At 54.9% G+C, this 18,274-nt stretch carries 17 protein-coding genes and 2 pseudogenes; 12 read left to right on the top strand and 7 right to left on the bottom strand.

The window, feature by feature from the left end; all coding sequences use genetic code 11:
- The first annotated feature begins 41 nt into the window (after nucleotides 1-41).
- From ACQ86N_RS42545 to idi, 10 genes and pseudogenes are all read left to right on the top strand, one after another.
- The gene (locus ACQ86N_RS42545) at nucleotides 42-188 is read left to right on the top strand and encodes a hypothetical protein (RefSeq protein ID WP_431212333.1); all 147 of its coding nucleotides are present in this window, start codon (nucleotides 42-44) and stop codon (nucleotides 186-188) included.
- Nucleotides 185-1,327 carry a glycosyltransferase family 4 protein gene (locus ACQ86N_RS42540; RefSeq protein ID WP_431212332.1) on the top strand — a complete coding sequence of 381 codons (1,143 nt, stop codon included), beginning with the start codon at nucleotides 185-187 and terminating at the stop codon, nucleotides 1,325-1,327. Before ACQ86N_RS42545 ends, ACQ86N_RS42540 begins: the two co-directional genes overlap by 4 nt.
- Nucleotides 1,328-1,331: 4 nt before the next feature.
- Nucleotides 1,332-2,335: pseudogene (locus ACQ86N_RS42535) on the top strand (carbamoyltransferase N-terminal domain-containing protein); the annotation flags it as partial.
- Nucleotides 2,336-2,606: 271 nt separating this feature from the next.
- Nucleotides 2,607-3,062, top strand: coding sequence for a carbamoyltransferase C-terminal domain-containing protein (locus tag ACQ86N_RS42530; RefSeq protein ID WP_431217827.1), 456 nt, complete (start codon nucleotides 2,607-2,609; stop codon nucleotides 3,060-3,062).
- 2 nt (nucleotides 3,063-3,064) lie between these two features.
- Nucleotides 3,065-3,736, top strand: coding sequence for a glycosyltransferase family 2 protein (locus ACQ86N_RS42525; protein WP_431212331.1), 672 nt, complete (start codon nucleotides 3,065-3,067; stop codon nucleotides 3,734-3,736).
- 81 nt (nucleotides 3,737-3,817) lie between these two features.
- Nucleotides 3,818-4,933, top strand: a complete 1,116-nt coding sequence (gmd, locus tag ACQ86N_RS42520; RefSeq protein ID WP_431217826.1) for a GDP-mannose 4,6-dehydratase — start codon at nucleotides 3,818-3,820, stop codon at nucleotides 4,931-4,933.
- Nucleotides 4,906-5,865, top strand: a pseudogene (locus ACQ86N_RS42515) (GDP-L-fucose synthase family protein); the annotation flags it as partial. The gene gmd and the pseudogene ACQ86N_RS42515, both read left to right, overlap by 28 nt.
- 12 nt (nucleotides 5,866-5,877) lie before the next feature.
- Nucleotides 5,878-7,701 carry a CpsB/CapC family capsule biosynthesis tyrosine phosphatase gene (locus tag ACQ86N_RS42510; protein WP_431212330.1) on the top strand — a complete coding sequence of 608 codons (1,824 nt, stop codon included), beginning with the start codon at nucleotides 5,878-5,880 and terminating at the stop codon, nucleotides 7,699-7,701.
- A 332-nt stretch (nucleotides 7,702-8,033) separates the two neighbouring features.
- Entirely contained in the window at nucleotides 8,034-8,534 is a 501-nt protein-coding gene (locus ACQ86N_RS42505; protein WP_431212329.1) for an RNA polymerase sigma factor, read from the top strand.
- Between the two features lie 101 nt (nucleotides 8,535-8,635).
- Complete coding sequence (idi, locus tag ACQ86N_RS42500; protein WP_431212328.1) at nucleotides 8,636-9,157, top strand: isopentenyl-diphosphate Delta-isomerase; 522 nt, start codon at nucleotides 8,636-8,638, stop codon at nucleotides 9,155-9,157.
- A gap of 17 nt (nucleotides 9,158-9,174) precedes the next feature.
- Here the strand turns inward: idi and ACQ86N_RS42495 are convergent, their stop codons facing one another.
- The 5 genes from ACQ86N_RS42495 to ACQ86N_RS42475 form a co-directional block, all read right to left on the bottom strand.
- Nucleotides 9,175-9,666, bottom strand: a complete 492-nt coding sequence (locus ACQ86N_RS42495) for a hypothetical protein (RefSeq protein WP_431212327.1) — start codon at nucleotides 9,664-9,666, stop codon at nucleotides 9,175-9,177.
- A 71-nt stretch (nucleotides 9,667-9,737) separates the two neighbouring features.
- Nucleotides 9,738-10,472 carry an acyltransferase family protein gene (locus tag ACQ86N_RS42490; protein ID WP_431217825.1) on the bottom strand — a complete coding sequence of 245 codons (735 nt, stop codon included), beginning with the start codon at nucleotides 10,470-10,472 and terminating at the stop codon, nucleotides 9,738-9,740.
- Between the two features lie 26 nt (nucleotides 10,473-10,498).
- Nucleotides 10,499-10,870, bottom strand: a complete 372-nt coding sequence (locus tag ACQ86N_RS42485; protein WP_431212326.1) for an acyltransferase family protein — start codon at nucleotides 10,868-10,870, stop codon at nucleotides 10,499-10,501.
- A gap of 28 nt (nucleotides 10,871-10,898) precedes the next feature.
- Nucleotides 10,899-13,319 (bottom strand): carbamoyl-phosphate synthase large subunit, encoded by a 2,421-nt coding sequence (gene carB, locus ACQ86N_RS42480; RefSeq protein ID WP_431212325.1) that lies wholly within the window; start codon nucleotides 13,317-13,319, stop codon nucleotides 10,899-10,901.
- 802 nt (nucleotides 13,320-14,121) lie between these two features.
- Nucleotides 14,122-14,337: a hypothetical protein gene (locus ACQ86N_RS42475; RefSeq protein ID WP_431212324.1), complete on the bottom strand. Its 216-nt coding sequence runs from the start codon at nucleotides 14,335-14,337 to the stop codon at nucleotides 14,122-14,124.
- Nucleotides 14,338-14,712: 375 nt separating this feature from the next.
- Here ACQ86N_RS42475 and ACQ86N_RS42470 point away from each other — a divergent pair, with 375 nt between their 5' ends.
- Both ACQ86N_RS42470 and bcp read left to right on the top strand, forming a co-directional pair.
- A complete protein-coding gene (locus ACQ86N_RS42470) occupies nucleotides 14,713-15,750 on the top strand; it encodes a M23 family metallopeptidase (RefSeq protein ID WP_431212323.1) in 1,038 nt (345 codons plus the stop codon).
- Nucleotides 15,751-16,787: 1,037 nt separating this feature from the next.
- Nucleotides 16,788-17,261 (top strand): thioredoxin-dependent thiol peroxidase, encoded by a 474-nt coding sequence (gene bcp, locus ACQ86N_RS42465; protein ID WP_431212322.1) that lies wholly within the window; start codon nucleotides 16,788-16,790, stop codon nucleotides 17,259-17,261.
- A 51-nt stretch (nucleotides 17,262-17,312) separates the two neighbouring features.
- Here bcp and ACQ86N_RS42460 read toward each other — a convergent pair whose 3' ends face one another.
- Both ACQ86N_RS42460 and ACQ86N_RS42455 read right to left on the bottom strand, forming a co-directional pair.
- Nucleotides 17,313-17,882 carry a biotin--[acetyl-CoA-carboxylase] ligase gene (locus tag ACQ86N_RS42460; protein ID WP_431212321.1) on the bottom strand — a complete coding sequence of 190 codons (570 nt, stop codon included), beginning with the start codon at nucleotides 17,880-17,882 and terminating at the stop codon, nucleotides 17,313-17,315.
- Nucleotides 17,842-18,159: a biotin--[acetyl-CoA-carboxylase] ligase gene (locus tag ACQ86N_RS42455; RefSeq protein WP_431212320.1), complete on the bottom strand. Its 318-nt coding sequence runs from the start codon at nucleotides 18,157-18,159 to the stop codon at nucleotides 17,842-17,844. Before ACQ86N_RS42455 ends, ACQ86N_RS42460 begins: the two co-directional genes overlap by 41 nt.
- Nucleotides 18,160-18,274: the final 115 nt, after the last annotated feature.

Raw genomic sequence — 18,274 nt, 5'->3', positions numbered from 1 at the left:
AGAACGAACTGAAGTCTTTTTGCGACCAGCGCATCCGGAATATGGCGGATCGTTCCTTTATCAACGGCGGCGCGCTGCTGGCATACTGGCAGCGGTTCCTCAAAGGCGACGAAAATACCAGATGGTCCGAGATCTGGCTGTTCGTGGTACTGGAATACTGGCTGGAAAAGAATGGGATCAACGAATGAGCACGAGGAAGAAGATAGTCGTTTTTGCCGACTGGTATGAGCCGGGATATAAGGCCGGCGGGCCGATCCGGTCCTGCGTCAATTTCGCCCGTCATATGCAGGGCAGCTACGACGTGTACGTCTTTACCGGCGACCGCGACCTGAATACTCCGGAACCCTATGAAGGCATCCCCGCAGACCAATGGATCATCGGCGGCGGCGGCGAGAAGGTCTACTACGCGTCTCCTGGACAGCTGGGCTGGAGCACCATACGACGCGAGATCAGGGCGATCGGACCGGACTTCATCTACCTCAACAGCATGTTCTCGCTGAAGTTCACGATTTTCCCCCTATTGATATCCCGTCTGTCCGGCCTCTCCGAAAAAGTCGTTCTGTCCCCCAGAGGAATGCTCCGGTCAAGCGCCGTACAGTTCAAAATCTGGAAGAAGAAAATTTTTTTACAAAGTTTTCGTTTGTTAGGTTTTTCACGGAGCATCAGGTTTCTGGCCTCCGATGAGACCGAAGAAAAAGACGTGAAGGGCTATTTCGGACCGCGTACACGGGTGGTGCAGATCCCCAATTTCCCGGCGTCGCTGCCGGAGTCGCCCACCGTAGCGCTGAAACAGCCCGGCGAGCTGTCGATGATCTTTGTCGGCCGGGTTCATCCCATAAAAAATCCGGACTTTTTGCTGGATGTACTGGGCGGTGTAAAGGCAAAAGTAAATTTGACGATCGTCGGCAGCTGTGAAGACCCGGAATTCTGGCAGCAGTGTGAGAAAATGATCCGTGACCTGCCGGCCAATATCAGCGTAAACTATGCGGGCGAAATGCCCAACCACCAGTTGCCGGATATTATCGCCCGGCATCATATATTTACGCTGCCTACGAGGGGAGAGAATTTTGGACACGCCATCTTCGAGGCCCTGGTGCTTGGTAAGCCGGTACTGATCAGCGATCAGACACCCTGGCGGGGACTGAGGGGAAAAGATGGCCGGATGGGACCTCCCGCTCAGCGATCCGGACGGTTTCCGCAAGGTCATCGGGGAGGTCGCCGGATTTGGTCAGGAGGAATACGGACGGTGGTGTATGGCGACAAGGCGTTATATGGAGGAATATATCTCCGGGCTGAAAATAAAAAACGAATATTTAAAACTCTTTAGCTAAATGTATATTCTAGGGCTCAATGCTTATCATGCCGATTCTTCAGCAGCAATTTTCAAGGATGGAAAAATGATCGCCGCGACGGAAGAAGAACGCTTTCGACGGGTCAAGCACTGGGCCGGCTTTCCTTCCCAGGCCATTGAATTTTGTCTCCGCGAGGCGGGGATAACCCTCGCGGAGCTGGACCATATTGCGATCGGCCGCGATCCCCGCGCCAAACTCTGGAAGAAAATGCTGTTTCTGGCAAAAAATCCCGGCGGTGGTCTGGGGGCGGTAATGGACAGGCTGCAGAACGCCAAAAAGGTCAGCAGCCTCGAGGACGAGCTTGCCGCCATCGACGCAAGCATCGACAAGCAGGCCCTGAAGGCGAAGATCCATCAGGTCGAACACCACCGGAGCCATCTGGCCTCCGCTTTTTTGCTTCTCCCTTCGACGAGGCTGCCCTGCTGTCCATCGACGGGTCGGGTGACTTTACGACCACGATGATCGGAACAGGCAAAGGAAATAAGATCAGCGTCATCGGTTCGGTCGACTTTCCGCACAGCGTAGGCCTGTTCTATACAGCCTTTACACAGCTGCTCGGTTTCCCCCACTATGGCGACGAATACAAGGTAATGGGGCTCGCTCCCTACGGGAAGCCGCAATACGTGGACAGGCTGCGCGACGTGCTGGTCTTCCTGCCCAACGGGCTTTTCAAGCTCAATCAAAAATACTTCCGCTCCGCAAAGAGTGGCATCATCTCCTACGGGGAAGACCATATCCCGGTGGTAGCTCCGCTGTACTCCACTTATATGATGGAAAAATTCGGCGCCGTCCGGAAAAAGGACGAACCGCTGACCGAATACCACAAGGACATGGCCGCGTCCGTGCAGCGGATCACCGAAGAGCTGATCTTCCATATCCTCGAAGGCCTTCACAAACGCACCGGTCTGGATACCATCTGTATCGCGGGCGGCGTCGCACAAAATTCGGTGGCCAACGGCAAGCTGACACGCAATACGCCTTTTAAAAACGTCTATATCCCCTCGGCGGGCCACGACGCCGGCATCTCCATGGGCGCAGCGCTGTACGTATACAACCACGTGCTGGACCAGCCAAGGGCCGCGCCAGTCTGGTCGGCGTACACGGGCAGCCAGTTCACCAATGAAGAGATCGAAAAATACCTCAGGTCGAGAAATATCACTTACCAGCGCTATGCCGACGCCGAACTATACGAGAAAGTAACGGACCGGCTGATCGACGCCGGCGTCATCGGCTGGTTCAGCGGGCGCGCGGAATTTGGCCCCAGGGGCGCTCGGCGGGAGGTCGATACTGGCCGACCCGCGTCGCTCGGACGCCAAAGAACTGCTCAACAGCAAGATCAAGAGGAGAGAGAGTTTCAGGCCTTTTGCGCCTTCCATACTCAAGGAATACGTACCCGAATATTTCGAGGTCACCGACGTCGTTCCGTTCATGGAAAAGGTATTCCCCATCCGTCAGGAAAAAAGGGCGGAGATCCCCGCGGTAACCCACGCCGACGGCACCGGCGGGCTCCAGTCCGTCGACAGCCTGGTCAGCCCCCGCTATTATCACCTGATCGAAACATTCCGCAGGAAGACGGGAGTCCCCATTCTGTTAAATACCTCGTTCAACGAGAACGAACCGATCGTCAACTCTCCTGAAGAGGCGCTGGAATGTTTCCTCAGGACCAGTATGGACATGCTCGTTTTAGAGAACTGCGTCATTACGCGTTAGTCATGAAGATATCGATCGTAACGGCAACCTATAACAGCCAGGCTACGGTGGGGGATACGCTTACCTGTATCCGGGAGCAGCGCCATCCCGACGTGGAGCACATCATCGTCGACGGCCGCTCTTCCGACGATACACTCGGCATCGTCGGGCGTTTCCCGCACGTTGCAAAACTTATATCCGAGAAGGACAAGGGCATCTACGACGCCATGAACAAGGGGATACGCCTGGCTACCGGAGACGTCATCGGGATTCTGAACTCGGACGATATATACGCGGATGATTCCGTACTTTCGGAGGTGGCGAAAGCTTTTGAAGACCCCGCCGTCAAGACCTTCTATGCCGACCTGCAGTACGTCCATGCGGACGACCTCAGCCGGGTTCAGCGGACCTGGAGGTCCGGCCGGTTCAAAAAAGGGAATTTTTATTACGGCTGGATGCCGCCGCACCCCACTTTTTTTGTCAGACGGGAGGTATACGAACAGTGCGGACTCTTCAATCCGGACCTCCGTTCGGCGGCCGACTACGAGATCATGCTGCGGATTTTGCTAAAAAAGGGCATGTCCGCTTTTTACCTTCCAAGGGTAATCGTGAAGATGCGCGCCGGGGGGTCAGTAATTCAAGTCTCCAAAATAGGCTCCGGGCCAATAAAGAAGATCGACTGGCATGGAAGTTGAATGATTTAAGGCCGTACTTTTTTACCTTGTATTTGAAACCTTTGCGAAAAATTCATCAATTCTTAATCAAGTAAATTGACTATGGCTAAAGTTGCATTGATCACGGGCGTTACCGGGCAGGACGGGGCCTACTTAAGTGAGTTACTGTTACAAAAAGGATATATCGTCCACGGCATTAAAAGGCGCAGCTCCCTCTTCAATACCGACCGGATCGACCATCTTTACCAGGACCCCCACGAGACTGGTGTGAAATATCATCTACACTATGGGGATTTGACCGATTCCACCAACCTTATCCGTATCATCCAGGAAACACAACCCGACGAAATATACAACCTGGCCGCCATGAGCCATGTGCACGTCAGCTTTGAAGAGCCGGAGTATACGGCCAATGCGGACGGCATCGGCACACTCCGCATCCTGGAAGCAGTGAGACTCCTGGGCCTGACAAAGAAGACAAAAGTCTATCAGGCTTCGACCTCCGAACTCTACGGCCTGGTACAGGCCGTTCCGCAGAGCGAAACGACGCCTTTCTATCCCCGGTCGCCCTATGCGGTCGCGAAGATGTATGCCTACTGGATCACCGTCAACTACCGCGAGGCTTACGGAATGTACGCCTGCAACGGGATCCTGTTCAACCACGAATCTCCGCTGAGAGGCGAGACCTTCGTGACCCGCAAGATCACCCGTGCCGTGGCAAAGATCGGCCTTGGTCTTCAGGACAAGATCTATCTCGGTAACCTGGACGCACGGAGAGACTGGGGACACGCAAAAGACTACGTCGAGGCAATGTGGCGGATCCTGCAGCAGCCCGAACCGGAAGACTATGTCATCGCCACCGGCGTGACGACGCCCGTCAGGGATTTCGTCCGCATGGCATTCGCCGAGCTGGGCATCGAACTGGAGTTCAAGGGCAAAGCCGAAAAAGAAGTCGGTATCGTCACCTCCAGCACCAACCCCGACTTTATCGTCGAAGTGGGCAAGGAAGTTGTCGCCGTCGACGCCCGCTATTATCGCCCCACCGAGGTCGACCTGCTCATCGGTGATCCGACAAAGGCGCAGACCAAACTCGGCTGGAAGCCTGTCTATGACTTGCCGATGCTGGTCAAGGAAATGGTGGACGCTGACGTTCAGCTGTTTAGGAAAGAAAGGATACTAAAAGACTCCGGATTTTACGTCAAGAACCAGTACGAATAATAATTTATGCAACAGGGAGACAAGATTTATGTGGCCGGCCATCGCGGGATGGTCGGCTCGGCTATCACGCGCAAGCTGAAAAAGGAAGGGTTCAACCACCTGGTGACGCGGACCTCGTCCGAACTGGACCTCAAGAACCAGACGGCAGTCCAGGCTTTTTTGAGAAGGAGCGCCCCGACTATGTGTTTTTGGCTGCGGCCAAGGTCGGCGGCATCATGGCGAACAATATCTATCGCGGAGAGTTCCTGTACGACAACCTCATGATCCAGAGCAACACCATCGACGCGGCCTACCGCAACGGGGTGAAGAAACTGATGTTCCTGGGTTCGTCCTGCATTTATCCCAAACTGGCGCCGCAACCCCTGAAAGAGGAATATCTGCTGACAGGGCTGCTGGAAGAGACCAACGAACCCTATGCCATCGCAAAGATCGCGGGGATCAAGCTGTGTGACGCCTATCGTTCCCAGTACGGAGCCAATTTCATCTCGGTGATGCCGACGAATCTATACGGGCCAAATGACAACTACGACCTCAACAGCAGCCACGTGCTGCCGGCGCTGATCCGTAAGTTTCACGAGGCCAAAAAGAACAACGCTCCCACTGTCGTCATGTGGGGCTCCGGCAAGCCGAAGCGCGAGTTTCTGCACGCCGACGACCTCGCGGACGCCTGCTATTTCCTGATGCAGAACTACAACGAACCCGGGCTGGTGAACGTGGGGGTAGGAGAAGATCTGGAGATCCGCGAGCTTGCCCAGCTGATTCAGAAGATCGTTGGGTATGAGGGGAAGATCGAGCACGACCTGAGCAAGCCCGACGGTACACCAAGGAAGTTGATGGATGTCTCTAAATTGCATAGCTTTGGATGGAAAGCAAGAATCAGTCTCGAAGAAGGACTGAAGAGCGTCTACGAAGAATTTAAAAAGACAAACTAACACTAAACCTCCTTGTTCTCTATTTTCAAAAGGAAGTCGGCGGACGACGCTGAGGGTCTGGCCGGGCTGGTCTGTGATATGCATTCGCATCTTATCCCGGGGATCGACGACGGGGTAAAGACGCTGGATGCCTCTGTCGGGCTGATCAGGGGACTTATGGAGCTGGGATACCGAAAGATCATAACCACCCCGCACATCAACGCGGATATCTTTCCCAATACACCGGAGATCATCAAAAAGGGACAGGCCGACGTTCGCGCCGAACTGGCCCGGCAAGGCCTCGAAGTGGAGTTCTCCGCGGCCGCGGAATACCTGCTGGACGACCATTTTTACCACCTGCTCACCGAAGGCGAGCAGCTGCTGACGCTGAAGGACAATATGGTGCTGATCGAGTTGTCCTTCGCCGTGCCGAATATCAATCTGAAGGAGCTCCTTTTCGAGTTGCAGGTGAAGGGCTACCAGCCGGTGCTGGCCCACCCCGAGCGATACCTGTATTTCGGAGCCAATAAAGGCTGGTACGACCAGCTGAAGGAGTCCGGCTGTCTTTTCCAGCTGAATCTGCTGTCCTTCCGCGGCCACTACGGTCCCGAGAGTCAGCAGCTGGCCGAGTGGCTGATCAAAAAAATACGTCGACCTCGTTGGGACAGATATGCACCACGAGCGGCACCTGGAATTGCTGCGGTCCCCCCGCGTTTTCAAAATGGTCCGTCAGCTTATGGAAGCGGGCCTGCTGAAGAATCCCCAGCTGTAGCCGGTCCCCGATTCCACCGATTCCGCCGATCCCCCCGCCGTCCTGTTCGGCCGGTTCTCCACCCCCCGGTTTCCCCGCGTCCGCCGATCCCTCCGCTGTCCGGCTCCCCCGGAATTTCGATTTCCCCCTCAGTTGAAATAAAGTTAATATATTGGCCACCGTTTGTTAAACAAAACGGGGTTTTTCTTGTAGGAATGGCGATGAATGTGTTTACTATAAAGGATCTGGAAAATCTGACGGGGATCAAGGCCCATACCATCCGGATATGGGAGCAGCGGTATAATTTCCTGAAACCCAATAGGACAGACACGAATATCCGGTACTATTGCAACCATGAGCTGAAGACCCTTCTCAATATTTCCCTTCTCAACCGGTATGGGTACAAGATCTCGCATATCAGCAGGATGACCGATCAGGAGAGGGCGACCAGGGTCGTGTCGCTTTCCGACAGGGAGGCAGTACAGGAGAGGATGGTCAACGACCTGATCGCCTTTATGATCGACCTGGATATCGAGTGTTTCGAGCGGCTGCTCGACGGGCACGTAAGGGCGACAGGGATCGACAAAACCATATCGAGGGTCATCTTCCCTTTTCTCCACAGGATCGGGATCCTCTGGGCGACGGGGCACGTCAACCCGGCGCAGGAGCACCTGGTATCGCATATCATCCGGCAAAAACTGATCGTCGGTATCGAGGGTACTGTCGCGCACCGGCGGAGCGAAACCACCGTCCTGCTTTTCCTTCCCGAGGGCGAGCACCACGAGTTGGGGCTGCTCTACGTCTACTACCTGCTGAAAACCCACGGCATCAGGGTCCTCTATCTGGGGGCGGACGTGCCGCTGAAGGACGTGGAGTTCGTCTGTGGTCAGAAACAGCCCGACTATCTCTATACACACCTGACGGGCATCGTCGGTAATTTCAGCCTGGAAAAGTTCGTCGGGCAGGTCGCTCAACGTTTTTGTGTTCCTCTTGTTATATCTGGCGGACTGGCTCGGGCCCGGCTCGACGAGCCCGCCGAAAAGATAAAAAATGTGGACCTCCGGCGGTCGATCCCGGAAGTAATGGAATTTATCTCGTCCCTCTGATGGACGCATTCCGGCCTCCGACAACCGCCGCTGACGGCCACGGACTCGGGATCCGACTCACCCTTCAACAGGCGGGCTCCCCGCCTCTTTGGCATAACTCTGCCATCTTTCCCCCTCTACTGTCTTTCTGGCGTCAATTTCCGGCAGGCCCTTTTTTTGCTGTTATAGAAGAAAATGAATAATAGCATGGCACACGAATCAAAGCTCAGGAAAGGACAATCGATTGACTACGTGAATGTTAGTTTTTTAACAGAACCACAGGTCATATAGTTATTAATCGATGTTCTTTAATGTTTAAATTTGAATAAGAGTTTATTAAACAATTTTTACCTATGGCTACAGTAGAATTCAACCAGCTTTTGGTCAACAATGCAGAGTTCTTAAAGCCGTTCGCTATCACGCTTACCCGTGATTCTGAAGCAGCAAAAGACCTTTTCCAGGAAACCCTTTACCGCGCACTTGCAAACAAGGATAAATACAACGTTGGTACAAATATCAAGGCATGGCTTTACACGATCATGCGGAACATCTTTATCAACAACTACCGTCGTAAAGCCAAGCAAAATACCATCTTTGACAGTACTCCCAATGAGTTCCTGCTCAACTCCACGCAGGTGGCAGTTCCCGGAACAGTCGAGAGCAACCTTCGCGTAAAGGATATTCAGGCGGCTATTCACAAATTGCCCGAGATCTTCAGGAACCCTTTCCTGCTCTATTTCGATGGCTTTAAATACCACGAGATCGCCGAGATGCTGCAGGAGCCGCTGGGCACGATCAAGAGCCGCATTCACTTTGCCCGCAAACTGTTAAAGACGCAGATACAGCGCTTCTAGCACACGCTGTGGATATGTACAGAATTATTAACACAGAAGTGGCCTCGCCGGTTCACCGGCAGGGTCGCTTCTTTTTCGTATATAGTATATAGATGAACGTTATGACAAGAATGGACGAAGTGATCCTGGTCGATGAAAAGGACGTGCCGACCGGCAGAATGGAGAAAATGGAAGCTCATCGGAGGGCCCTTCTGCACAGGGCCTTTAGCGTATTTGTATTTAACAGCAGAGGAGAAATGCTGCTGCAGCGGCGTGCCGGCGGGAAGTACCACAGCGCGGGTCTCTGGACCAATGCCTGCTGTAGTCATCCACGGCCAGGCGAAGATACGGACAAGGCCGCCGGCCGGCAGCTCCATGAAGAGCTCGGTTTCGCCACTCCGCTGGAGAAGTCCTTCGAATTCACCTACCGCAGCGAGTTCGACAACGGGCTTACCGAATACGAGTTCGACCACGTTTTCACCGGTATTTACGACGGCGAAGTTTTCCCCGATAGCACCGAAGTCAGCGAGTACAGCTGGCTGCCGCCCGACGACATCCGCGTTCGCCTCGCCCGGGAGCCGCAGCAATTCACCAGCTGGTTCCGGCTTGCATTTCCGATGATCTGTGAGAAAATGGGTATTTGACCCCAGTCTTACGAACTCTATTCGCAGAGATTCAGCTGGTCCGTCCCGAAAGTACTGAACTGGAAAAACTTGACCTTGCCGGCGGCGTCGTAGTGGAGGACAAGCGTGCCGTACTGCATTTCAAACGCGTCCCGGGTGTCATCCTTGATCTTGGGATTGCCCAGGGTTCTGAACAGGCTTCCCCGTTTGGTTCCGAGAAGAGGAATGCTGGTCTTACCCAGAAATTTGGATCCCACCTCTACATAATCCCGCTTCGTATAAAAAAAGATGTCTTTGTCCTTGAAATAGATGCCGCCGCCGCATTTAGCAGTGCCGCCTTCTTCCTCTTCGCCCGTGAAACAGGGAAATTTCTCCTTTATCTCATTGGGCGTATAGCTGGGCTTGATATCATTTACCGTGCCGTTCAGCACGTCCACATAAAAATCGGGGCATTTTACTTTGGCTTTCAGCTGGGCCATGCCAGTAGACAGAATGCTCATACAAAGTGCGATAGTGCAGAGGCGTTTCATATCAGGTATTATTTAGGTTAGACTATTACTTGCAAATTCCCTGCTAAAATAGCCGCCAGGTCAACTATTTTTTACGGAGTTGCCGGCCAGGACGGACAGCTCCGGCTGCGACGGAACCGGTCGGGGAGGGAATAGCCTTTTTTCAGCCAGCGGCCGACCCTGTTCTCATAGAACCGGAAGCTAAGTTCTGAAAATAATATCACCAGCACGATCATAATGAACGGCGAAAGAAAGCTCGCCCTGCCGAGCAAGCCCCCGTATTTATTCATCAGAAGAACTCCGAGATCCTCATGGATCAGGTACATGGAATAGGAGATCACGCCGATTCGGGTGAACAGCGGGGTGACGAGGAACGACAGCCATTCCTGTTTGAAGATCATCAGACAGAACATGGCGATCGCAAAGAAGTAAAAGAGCTTTGTAGGCAGGTCCTGACAGGCGTGGTACTGGAGCGCCAGCACGATGACGATCCCCGCGAATGTGACGGGGCCTGGCCGCGCACCGGTCTTCATGTATAATTTGTACACTACAACGCCTATTGCGAACCAGAGGATGTAAAGAGGAATATCGAAATACAGGACCAGTCCGTCCCAGGCTTCAAAGAAGTGCTGCCACCTGCCCGGTGAAGCCTTGAAATGTGCGGGGATATAACGGGCAAGGTAGACCAGAATGGCTGCCCAGATGAGGTTCCGGACAAAATTCTTTCGGTCTGCAAAATAGATGACCGCGGACAGGGCATAGAACTGGATCTCCGGCCACAGCGACCAGTAGCTGCCGCTGATCAGACCGAACTTATGACCCGTCAGATCCCAGATCCGCGGGTTGGTAAAGGTCAGGCTCGGTAAAAGTTTTTTACGTCATGAGCGTCCGGAAACAGGTTTTTGCCGTCGAGCAAAAGACACAGTAGAAGAGTAATGACAGAGCACAGCAGCATGGCCGGAAACAGCCGGATCAGCCTCTTTCGCCAGAAGGCGGAAAAAGACTCCGTCGTTTCGAGCGTATAGCTGATCACGAATCCCGAGATGATAAAGAAGAACTCTACCCCAAGAAATCCATATTTGAACAGGCTTCCATAGTAACTGCCATATGGATAATAAGCCACGTCTTTTACGCGGGCATAGGCATACGTATAATGAAACAGTATAACGCCGGCCACGGCGAGAAAACGGAAGCTGTCAAGGATCTGGACTCTCTTGTTGGTCATTGTCGCCTACAAGATAATAATTTTCCTGTTATTTGCTCAGGTACATGCTCCTGTCTTTGTATAGCTGGCGGAACCAGGGGTCTCTCAGGTTTTTGATGAACCGGATCGCTTCCCCGGTGGACTTCATTTCGGGTCCGAGCTCTTTGTTGACGCCCGGGAATTTGTTGAAGCTGAACACCGGCTCCTTAACCGCAAAGCCTTCGAGCTTTTTCTCGAATTCGAAGTCGGTGAGCTTCTTGTCGCCGATCATGACCTTGGTCGCCACGTTGAGATACGGGATCTGGTACGCCTTGGCGATAAAGGGGGTCGTCCGGGAAGCGCGCGGATTGGCTTCGATGACATATACCTTTCCCTCCTTGATGGCGAACTGGATGTTGATAAGCCCTTTGATGTTCAGGGCGCGGGCGATCTTCTCGGAATAATATTCCATCGTCGTTACCTCCATCGGGGAGAGGTTGAAGGCGGGCAGGACGGCGTGACTGTCGCCGCTGTGGATACCCGCCGGTTCGATATGCTCCATCACGCCCATTACGTGGAAATTCTCGCCGTCGAAGATGGCGTCGACTTCGGCTTCCTGACAGCGGTCGAGGAAGTGGTCGATGAGGATCTTATTGCCGGGGATATGTTTGAGCAGACTTACTACTGCCTTTTCGACCTCGTCGTCGTTGATGACGATACGCATCCGCTGTCCGCCCAGTACATAGCTGGGGCGTACCAGTACCGGATAGCCTACGCGGTTGGCTACCTGGACGGCCTCGTCGACGTCGTAGGCCGTACCATAATCCGGATAAGGAATATTCAGCTCTTTCAGCATATCGCTGAAACGGCCGCGGTCTTCCGCGATGTCCATGCTGTCGAAGGAAGTACCGACGATCTTAATGCCTTTGGCGGTGAGGCGTTCAGCCAGTTTGAGCGCGGTCTGGCCGCCCAGCTGCACGATCACGCCATCGGGCTTCTCGTGCTCGATGATCTCCCAGAGGTGTTCCCAGTATACGGGTTCGAAATAGAGTTTGTCCGCGATGTCGAAATCCGTGGAGACCGTCTCGGGGTTGCAGTTGACCATGATGGCCTCATAGCCGCATTCCTTGATGGCCAGCAGTCCGTGTACGCAGCAGTAGTCGAACTCGATACCCTGACCGATGCGGTTGGGACCCGAGCCGAGCACGATGATCTTCTTTTTATCGCTGACCTTGCTTTCGTTGGCGTGACCGCCTTCGAAAGTGGAATAGAAATAGGGCGTCTTGGCTTCGAACTCGGCCGAACAGGTGTCCACCATTTTGAAGATTCGGGTGATGCCCGCCGCCTTGCGTTTTTCGTAGAGGGCGTCCTCGGTACCGGAATTCATGATGCGGACGATCTGGTCGTCGCTGAATCCAAGTCGTTTGGCCTCCCGCAGCAGGTCCATGGGAAGGGTGTCGAGCTTGTATTTGGCGAGCTCCTTCTCCATATTGCAGATCTTTTGGATCTCATAGAGGAACCACCGGTCGATGCCGTGGGTGGCCTTGGAGATAGTGCCTACCGAAATGCCCGCCATCAGCGCGTCCTTGATGCGGAAAATGCGGTCCCATTTCGGCGTCTTGATATATTCGAGCAGCGCTTCCGCGTGCATCATGCTTTTTCCGTAGTAGCCCAGACCGACAGCGTTGTTCTCGAGGCTCTGACAGGCTTTCTGTACGGCTTCGGTGAAGCTTCTGCCGATGGCCATCACTTCTCCCACGCTTTTCATCTGCAGTCCCAGCGTATCGTTGGCGCCTTTGAACTTGTCGAAGTTCCAGCGGGGTATCTTCACGATCACGTAGTCCTGTACGGGCTCGAAATAGGCGGACGTGGTCTTGGTGATCTGGTTCTTGAGTTCGTCGAGATTGTAGCCCAGAGCGAGTTTGGCGGCGATCTTCGCGATGGGATAGCCCGTAGCCTTCGACGCGAGCGCGGACGACCTGCTGACGCGGGGGTTTATCTCGATGGCGATGATCTCTTCTGTTTTGGGGTTCAGCGCGAACTGGACGTTACAGCCGCCGGAGAAATTGCCCAGGTCCCGCATCATCATGATGGCGGTATTGCGCATCAGCTGGAAAGCCGTATCGCTCAGGGTCATGGCCGGAGCCACCGTGATGGAGTCGCCCGTGTGGACGCCCATCGGGTCGAAGTTCTCGACCGTACAGATGATGACGACATTATTATTGGCATCCCGCAGAAGCTCGAGCTCGAACTCCTTCCATCCGAGCACCGCCTGCTCGACCAGCACTTCGTGGATGGGCGAGGCCTGCAGGCCCCTGTTGAGGGCCTCGTCAAGATCTTCCTTCCCGTGTACAAAGCCGCCGCCGGTGCCGCCAAGGGTGAAGGAGGGACGGATTACGAGCGGGAAACCTATATCCTGCGCAAATTCTTTCCCTTCGAGGAAGGAGTTGGCCGTTTTCGCCGTCGCTACGGGTACTCCCAGCTGGATCATCCACTTGCCGGAACTTCTCGCGGTCCTCGGCCTTATCGATCGCCTTGATGTCGACGCCGATGAGACGTACGCCGTATTTCTCCCAAAGGCCGAGGTCTTCGGCTTCCTTGGCGAGGTTCAGCGCCGTCTGTCCTCCCATGGTGGGCAGCACGGCGTCGATCTGATTCTCTTCGAGGATCTGTTCGATACTCTCCGCCGTGAGGGGTAGCAAATACACCTTGTCGGCCATCATCGGGTCCGTCATGATGGTAGCAGGATTGCTGTTGATCAGTATCACTTTGACCCCTTCTTCCCGCAGACTGCGGGCGGCCTGAAGTACCGGAGTAATCGAATTCACAAGCTTGACCGATAATGATGGGGCCTGAACCAATGATCAGGACGCTACGTATGGAGGAATCTTTGGGCATGTCGAAAAAATAAATTGCGCAAAGGTAAGTCAGCGGGGTATATTTTCCCGATTAATTTTAGGTTCTTTCTGTCCGGCAGGCCCGGGCGCCCGCGCAGCGGCGGTTACAGCGTGCGGGGCGGACTCCGGAGCTCCGGGCAGCCCGGCCTCCTGTCGCGACCGGCCGCCAAATCGCGACAATCATCGCCAAATCACGACAATCACCGTCAAACCGCGACGAGTCGCTACGTCGCGCCATCACCAAACCGCGACGGGCCGCCACCGGAGCGCGATGGAGCATAAAAAAGTCCCGGTCTTTCGACCAGGACTTGTATAAACTAAAACTTTACTGGGGAGACAATTTAGTCAAATGGATGACAATTCGGCAAGACCTGCTGCCGATGTAACCGCATTTGTTCAGTTGTTGTGGTAGGCCGCCAGCTCGATATCGTCCAGCAGAACACCACCCTTGCGCGCAATTGACTTCTTTTCCGCCATCAACCTGCGATTCTCGTACTTGCTCTTTACCCTAAATACCCATTTCTGTTTAGCTTCCTCGCCTTTAATAAATCCTATCACCCCTCCGGCAGTCACTGCCAGAAAGACGACCATCTTGTTTTTTATCCCTTTCATAGCTCTTAAGTTTGTGATGGAAAAGCCCACCTGTTATAAAGACATCTTTAGTTAGCCAAAAGCTGTACCAAACTTTAAAAAAATCCTTCCCTGTTAGTAGTATTTTTTTGTTAAAGGTGAAGCGTCTGGTTATCTACGAAAAATCAAACGTTTCGGATTTGGCGCAGGCCCTTTCGGCCGTCAGCACCGGGGCCCGGAGCCCGGTCCAGAGTATCAAAACCGGAAAAAACGGCTCACAATGGGAATGGCCTATCTTTGCCCCCGGCGAGACCAAAGCGTTGCACGGTCTCCCCATTTTAACCAAAGATTAATCCCCCAACGGTCGCAAGCGATGGTTACTACCTTTTCACCGGTAAAAAATGCAATCAACAACGAATGAGAAACTTCTTTGCGGCACTCTGTCTGCTTTCCTCCCTGTCGTCCTCTCTGCAATCCTTTTCGCAGTCTTCCGCGCTCCGTCAGCCACCGCTGACTCCGGCTACGTCCACTCCGGGGTCATTGTTCCCCGCCGTCAGCTATCCCGTTGACTACTTCCGCGACCCGCTGGCAGTTCCGATATCACTGGCCGCGAATTTTGGCGAGCTCCGCCCCAACCACTATCATATGGGACTCGATATCCGCACGCAGCACCGCGAAAATCTACCGGTATTCGCGGCAGCCGACGGATACGTCGCCCGGGTACAGATCGAGCCCGCTGGATTCGGTCTGGCCATCTATATACGCCATCCCAATGGATACACTACGGTCTACGGACACCTCAACCAGTTCTTCCCCGGGCTGGCGGAGTACGTGAGCCAGCAGCAGTATAAGCAACGCTCCTGGCAGGTAGACCTCGACATCCCTTCGTCGATGTTCCCGGTGAAGAAGGGCGCGTTCATTGCCTACAGCGGCAACACCGGCGGTTCACAGGGGCCGCACCTGCACTTCGAGATCCGGCGTACAGCCGGCGACGTCAATCAGAATCCGCTGCTGTTCGGGCTGCCGGTGCCGGATAATGTGCCACCCGTTTTTGCGCGCCTTGCATGGTACGATCGCAATCTGGGTATCTACGAACAGTCGCCCCATATTCTGCCTGTACGGAAGGCTGCGGCCGCCCGCCGTGGTAAGCTGCCGGCCCCAACAAGTGTCCCGCCTCTCCGCAGCGGTGGATCAGCACCCTCATCAACTTCCCCCTCTCCGAAATCCTGGATCAGCACCCTCATCAACTTTGTCGAAAACGAAGGACGGGAGGGCAACGGTTGCCTGGACAATTTTTCCTTCTTTGCTGACAGTAGGGACGAACCGCATCTCCTTTTCCATCTCCGCCTCGGACGCACAGAGCGGCTCGGCCAATCCCAATGGCATTTACGAAGCGGAACTCTTCGAAGACGACGAGCCCGTCATCGGTTTTCGCATGAACAATATCAGCTATGACGATACCCGCAACCTCAACGCGCATATCGACTATAGAACGCGTGCGAAGGGCGGTCCGTTTTTGCAGCACCTCTCGCTGTTGCCGGGATATCCGTCGCCGACGATCTACGCCGCGCCCGCGGGCAGGCCTTCCTCCGGCGTCATAGAACTTAGCGATGGCCGCGAGCATACGATCCGCATCGAGATCAGCGATACCTACGGCAATGCGTCTTCCTTGTCGTTCAGGGTGCGGTACCAGCGCGGAGCCGCGGCGGGCGACCCCGCACCTTCGGCTAACCCCTCCGTCACGGCAGGCCCGACCAACCCCTCTGCCCCGACCGGGACAGACTCGTTGTGGGTCGCGGGCCGACGCTTTTATTCCGGGATGGTGGACGGCGTCGAGACGAACGAGGCCGCATTCTTTCTGGGCGAGAAAAGCCTCTATGATTCGGTGACGCTCGGTATCCGAAAAGCCTACGATGCCACACTCTTTCATTCCCCAACCCGGCCCATGTCGGACCAGTACGCGATAGGTGCGCCCTGGGTGCCGCTACTGCAGCCCGTGCTGGTACGCCTGAAAGCCGGCCGCGCTTTTCCGGTGGATTCATTGGCCCGCTCGGGGTGGTCGTCGCTGACCAGCCGCATCGTCATGGTCCGAACCAACGGCAGTCAAAAGGAAGTTCAGCGGGTAGAGTGGAACGACGGCTGGGCATCTGCGCGTTTCCGTGAGTTCGGCGATTTTCAGCTGGTGGAGGACAACGTGGCGCCGGTGATCACCCCGCTGGAGCGCCTCGAAGGAGCCGATCTCAGCAAGGCGGCGAGGATCGCGTTTTCCGTCAAAGACGATCTCGGCGCTGTGCGAAAGTGGCGCGCCGAGCTGGACGGCGCCTGGCTCTGCTTTACCAACGACAAAGGCCTGGCTTATATTTATAAATTCGACCAGCACTGCCCCGAGGGCCCGCACACCCTCAGGGTATCCGTCGAAGACATGGCCGGCAATTCAACAACGGAAGAATATCATTTCACCAGATAAATTATTTCACGGGAAAAATCACACTATGACGCAGCTGAAGGAAGGAGAAAAGGCCCCGGCATTCTCGGGCAGGGACGCAGACGGCAACAAGATCTCGCTCGCCGACTTTAAGGGTAAGCGTCTCGTACTTTATTTCTATCCGGAAGACGATACGCCGACCTGCACCGTACAGGCCTGCAACCTCAGGGACAATATTGCACTACTCACGAGTGAGGGACTGACCGTGGTCGGGATCAGTCCGAACGACGAGAAGAGTCACAAGAAATTTGAGACCAAATTCAGCCTGCCCTTTCCCCTGGTCGCCGACCCGAACCACAAGATCATCGACAGGTACGGAGTGTGGGGCGAGAAGCAACTGTATGGCCGGAAGTACATGGGACTGCACCGGACCACATTTCTCATCGATGAAAAAGGAGTGATAAGGAAGATCTTTCTGAAACCCCGCAGCAAACAGCACGCAGAGGAAGTCGTGAAGGCGTGGAAGGAAATCCAGGCGTAACGGCCGGGGAGCCGGAGGCACCACAGGCTGGGCCCCCGAAAGGTCAGGGCTCTACCTCCCCTGGGAGTTCTCCGGTATCACCCACTCCACTTCCCCAAAGGAAAACTCCCTGAACATCGTGTCGTGCGTGAGCAGCGATCCACGAGCGTCCACCCCCTTTATCGTGGTCGCGAAAACAGCACTGTCCTTTTTCAGACGAACGGACTGACCCCGCCGGTACAGCCGTTCATTGTATTCTTTCAACTGCCCGGCGGCAGCCAATGCGATCCGATCCGCCGCCCCCGCACCAGCACCTGACGGCCGATCCCCCGCCTCCACACCATGACCACCGAGGCGGTCCCCGCCACCTACCAGCTCGGCATACCTCCGCCCGAGGCATTGCCCCAGCTCGCGCGCCAGTTCCGTAGCCCGAAACTGCCGGCCCGTGATCTGCCGCAACGAAACAGGGTTTCGCGCTGTAGCCGGAAACTCCACCTGGTTGATATTGATCCCCATGCCCGCAATGGCCAGCGGCCAGCGCCCACCCTGGAAATGATTTTCGATCAGGATACCCCCTGCCTTTCTGTCATTCCAGTACAGGTCATTGGGCCAGCTTGATCGACGTGGCTTCGGGGCCGGCATAACTGCTGAACAGGTCGTGACACGCAAGGGCGACACAGACGCTCAGTGAAAAGGCCTGCGCCGGCTGGAGCGCAACTGGCTCTATTACAGCGCTGAGGACGATGTTCTCACCGGGCGTGCTGGCCCAGCTGCGACCTCGCTGGCCTTTGCCGGCCCACTGCTCGTGGGCGAAAAACAAGGTTCCGTGGGAAGCTTTGCCCGCAGTGGCCTGGGCCATGGCATAGTTGTTGGTGCTATCCACCGATTTGAGCTCAATAAAAGCGTGACCGATCGCCAAAAGAGTACTATTTTTGGTAGAATGCAAAAATAAACCCGGTTTCTCACAATATTTTGATTTGCTTTCGATTAATACAAAACAGGATCGTGTCCTGTTCCGCGGTCCGAGCCCCCGG

The sequence above is a fragment of the Puia sp. P3 genome, from assembly GCF_050632245.1.
Classification (GTDB): Bacteria; Bacteroidota; Bacteroidia; order Chitinophagales; family Chitinophagaceae; genus Puia.
This window is presented reverse-complemented; position numbering and strand designations above follow the sequence as displayed.